Source organism: Pseudomonas wayambapalatensis (assembly GCF_049942315.1).
Lineage (GTDB): Bacteria > Pseudomonadota > Gammaproteobacteria > Pseudomonadales > Pseudomonadaceae > Aquipseudomonas > Aquipseudomonas wayambapalatensis.
In genome coordinates, this window is sequence record NZ_JBNFMU010000017.1 from 1 (window position 1) to 3,530 (window position 3,530).

At 65.3% G+C, this 3,530-nt stretch carries 4 protein-coding genes; 1 reads left to right on the forward strand and 3 read right to left on the reverse strand.

Going from position 1 to position 3,530, the window contains the following annotated elements:
* Window positions 1-41 precede the first annotated feature (41 nt).
* Genes ACPZMI_RS00190 through ACPZMI_RS00200 form a run of 3 tightly spaced genes read right to left on the reverse strand, consistent with a single transcriptional unit; the run spans window position 42 to window position 1,802 of the window.
* The gene (locus ACPZMI_RS00190) at window positions 42-707 is read right to left on the reverse strand and encodes a GNAT family N-acetyltransferase (protein WP_186670124.1); all 666 of its coding nucleotides are present in this window, start codon (window positions 705-707) and stop codon (window positions 42-44) included.
* 7 nt (window positions 708-714) lie between these two features.
* Complete coding sequence (locus ACPZMI_RS00195; protein WP_426351423.1) at window positions 715-1,161, reverse strand: GNAT family N-acetyltransferase; 447 nt, start codon at window positions 1,159-1,161, stop codon at window positions 715-717.
* 11 nt (window positions 1,162-1,172) lie between these two features.
* On the reverse strand, window positions 1,173-1,802 hold the full coding sequence (locus tag ACPZMI_RS00200; protein WP_186670120.1) for an FMN-binding negative transcriptional regulator: 630 nt from the start codon (window positions 1,800-1,802) through the stop codon (window positions 1,173-1,175).
* A gap of 89 nt (window positions 1,803-1,891) precedes the next feature.
* Here ACPZMI_RS00200 and pdxR point away from each other — a divergent pair, with 89 nt between their 5' ends.
* On the forward strand, window positions 1,892-3,418 hold the full coding sequence (gene pdxR / locus ACPZMI_RS00205; RefSeq protein WP_426351424.1) for a MocR-like pyridoxine biosynthesis transcription factor PdxR: 1,527 nt from the start codon (window positions 1,892-1,894) through the stop codon (window positions 3,416-3,418).
* Window positions 3,419-3,530 lie beyond the last annotated feature (112 nt).

Sequence of the window (3,530 nt, forward strand, 5' to 3'; positions counted from 1 at the left end):
CAGCGGGGTACCTGTGGGAGCGGGCTTGCCCCGCGATTGCGTCAGGCCTGGCGGCACGCCTCCAGGGTCTTCACCTGCCCGTCAGGCCGCTGGTTCTCTTCGCTCAACCAGCGCTCGAACCCTGTCGCCACCGCTGGCCACTCCCCGTCGGTGATCGAATACCAAGCCGTGTCGCGGTTCTGGTCTTTCACCACCATGTGCTGGCGGAATACGCCTTCGAAGATGAAGCCGAACCGCTCTGCGGCGCGCTTGGAGCGCGCGTTGGCGTTGTTGCATTTCCATTCCAGGCGCCGGTTGCCCAGCTCGAAGCCGAGCTTGCTCAGCAGGTACACCGCCTCGGTGCCCTTGGGCGTACGCTGCATGGCCGCGCCAAAGGCGATATGGCCGATTTCGAAGCGTCCCTGCTCGGGGACGATCGACATGTAGCTGAGGATGCCCTGCACCTGCCCGTTGCGTTTGTCGATGACGCTATAGAACAGTGGGTCGCGGCTGGCTGCGTTGCCTTGCAGCCAGCGGTCGAAGGCGGCGCGCTCGGTGAACGGGCCGTAGGGCAGGTAGTCCCACAGCACCGGGTCCGAACCCGGGCCTTGCAGGACCTCCCACAGGTCGTCGCCATGGCGCGCCGGGTCGAGTTTTTCCAGGCGGATGAAACGGCCATCGAGGGGGGAGGCGTCCGGTGTTGCGGCGGGTTTCCAGTTCAGGGTCATGGTCGGCCTACATTGCTTTGCGAAATTGAATGAAGCCCGGGCGCTCGGCGACTTGCTCGTACAGGCTGATGGCCGTGGCGTTGGTCTCGTGGGTCAGCCAGTGCACCTTGATGCAGCCGGCGGCCTTGGCGGTGGCGTAGACGTGTTCGATCAGCTGGCGGCCGATGCCCAGGCCGCGCTGTTCGCCGTCGACGTAGAGGTCCTGCAGGTAGCAGGAGTTCTCGATGCTCCAGTTGGAACGATGATAGATGTAGTTGACCATCCCCACCGCCTTGCCATCGACCCAGGCCAAGGCCGAGTGGGTGGGTTCGCTGGGGTCGAGCAGGCGCTGCCAGGTCGTGGCGGTGACCTCGTCGGCGAGCGTGGTCTGGTAGAAGCGCAGGTAGGCCTGCCAGAGGGGCAGCCAGGCGGCGTGGTCTTCGAGAGTGACCGGGCGCAGGGTGACGTTGGACATGGTGGTTTCCTTCAGAGCGAACGCATCTGCGTCGCGAGTTGGTTGTCGAGCGGGTCGGGGCTGCTGGCCAGGCCTTCGCGCACGCCCTGCACATCGTCGGCGCTGCGGTTCTGGCTGAGCTTGCGGGCACCCTGGATGCGGGTGATGGGCAGGCGGATGCCGACGATGGCGCGGAGCATGCCGTCGATGTAGTCGGCAGGAGCGTCGGCGACTTTCCAGGGGGCGGCGCGGCTTTGTTCATGCAGGTCGGTCAGGCGGCTGACGATCTCCAGCAGGGGCACCGGGTCATGGATGACCTCGACCGGCCCATGGGCATGCACCGCGACGTAGTTCCACGTGGGTACAACTTTCGGGTTCTCCAGTTTGCTCGGGTAGTAGCCGGGGCTCACGTAGGCATCGGCACCCTGGAAAACCAGCAGGGCTTCGCCGCCTCGCTCCAGGTCCTGCCACTGGCGGTTGGCGCGTGCCAGATGGCCGTAGACCGTACCGAACTCGCCTTCGTGAGTGTCCACCAGCACTGGCAGGTGGGTCGCCAGCAGGCCGTGTTCGCCGTGGCTGACCAGCGTGGCAAGGCGCGTCTGCAGCATCTGCTGGTGCAGGCGTTGGAGGTCGTGTTCCTGATGAGGCTTGGCGTTGTACATGGCGAAGTCCTTGTTTGATGACCCCATCCTAGGCAGGCTATTGGTTCTGGGTAAGAGCCATTTGCAGCCGATTTGACAGGTCCAATGCCATGAGTGAGCGTCCCCTCGTTTTGCCTTTCGACCCCGCCGGCATCGTGCTCGACCGCCGCCGTGGCCTAAGCCAGCAGCTCTACCAGGCGCTGCGCGCGCGAGTGCTGGACGGGCGGCTGAGCAGTGGCACGCGGCTGCCGGCCACCCGTGACCTGGCTTCGATGCTGGCGCTGTCGCGCAACAGCGTGGTGCGCGCCTACGACCAGTTGTACGCCGAAGGCTTCATCGAAAGCCGGGTCGGGGATGGCACTTACGTGAGCCAGCTGCCGAAACTATCCACACAGTTATCAACAAGGTTATCCCGGGGGTTATCAACAGAGTTATCCACATTTCTACCTGATGATACTGAGGATTTATCCAGTTCAACGCGCTCGAGCGCACCCTTGGAGCGCTTGAAATCCCACCATCTTTCACCGCCCAGGACGGGCGCTCCGAGGGCTTTTCGGGTCGGTATTCCGGCGTTCGATCTGTTTCCGTTCGAGGTCTGGGCCAAGCTGCAAGCGGGTTTCTGGCGTGATCCCGATCCTGCGCTGCTCGGCTATGGCGACCCGGCCGGTGAGCCTGTGCTGCGCGAGCTGATCGCGGCCTACATGCGTCGCTCGCGAGGGCTTTCGTGCACCGCTGAACAAATTGTGATCACCAGTGGTGCACAGCAGGCCATCAGCCTTTGTGCACAGCTGCTGCTGCAGCCGGGCGAGGAGGTGGCTGTGGAAAACCCGGGCTATCGCGCCGCCGGGCATGCCTTTGCCCTGGCCGGGGCGAAGGTGCGCGGTGTGGCGATAGACGACGAAGGGCTGGTGTGCGAGCAGCTTGCCCGGTTGCGCGACTGCCGCCTGGCCTACGTGACGCCTGCGCACCAGTACCCGACCGGCGTCACCATGAGCCTGGCGCGGCGCCTGTCGTTGCTGGCCTGGGCCGAACGCCAGGATGGCTGGATCATCGAGGACGACTACGACGGCGAATACCGCTACAGCGGCGCACCGCTGGCGCCCCTTGCGGCACTGGATCGCCAGCAGCGGGTGATCTACATCGGCACCTTCGGCAAGATCGCCTTCCCCGCCTTGCGCCTGGGTTACCTAGTGCTGCCGCCGCGGCTGGTGCAAGCCTTCAGCCAGGGGCGGGCATTGGCGGTGCGGCATTCCGAAGTCGGTACGCAGTGCGTGATGGCGCAGTTCATGGCCCAGGGGCACTTCCAGCGGCATATCCGCCGCATGCGCCGGGCGGCGCTGGCGCGGCGCAATGTGCTCAAGGCCGGCTGGCCGCTGGATGTGCCGGGGCTGGGCGCAATGCCGGAAGTGGCGGCGGGGCTGCATGTGAAAGTGGATGTGGATAACTTCGCGCGCGAGCAGATGCTGGTGGCCAGGGCTGAGGCGGTGGGGGTGGAGGTGCACCCACTGAGCGCCTACTGGCTGGAAGACAGCCAGGTGCCTGTGGATAAGCGTGCGGGGCTGGTGCTGGGGTTTGCGGCGGTGCCCGAGGCGGAGATCGCCGAGGCGCTGATGCGATTGCGCAGGGCTTGGCGGTAAGACGTTGGACCGGGCTGTCTGTTTCGCGGGGGAAACAGCTCCCCCCCGACCCTCCTGGTGGGGGGGGTGCCCGCTGAACAAAGAAACCCAAGGGTGAAATCGATCCACACCC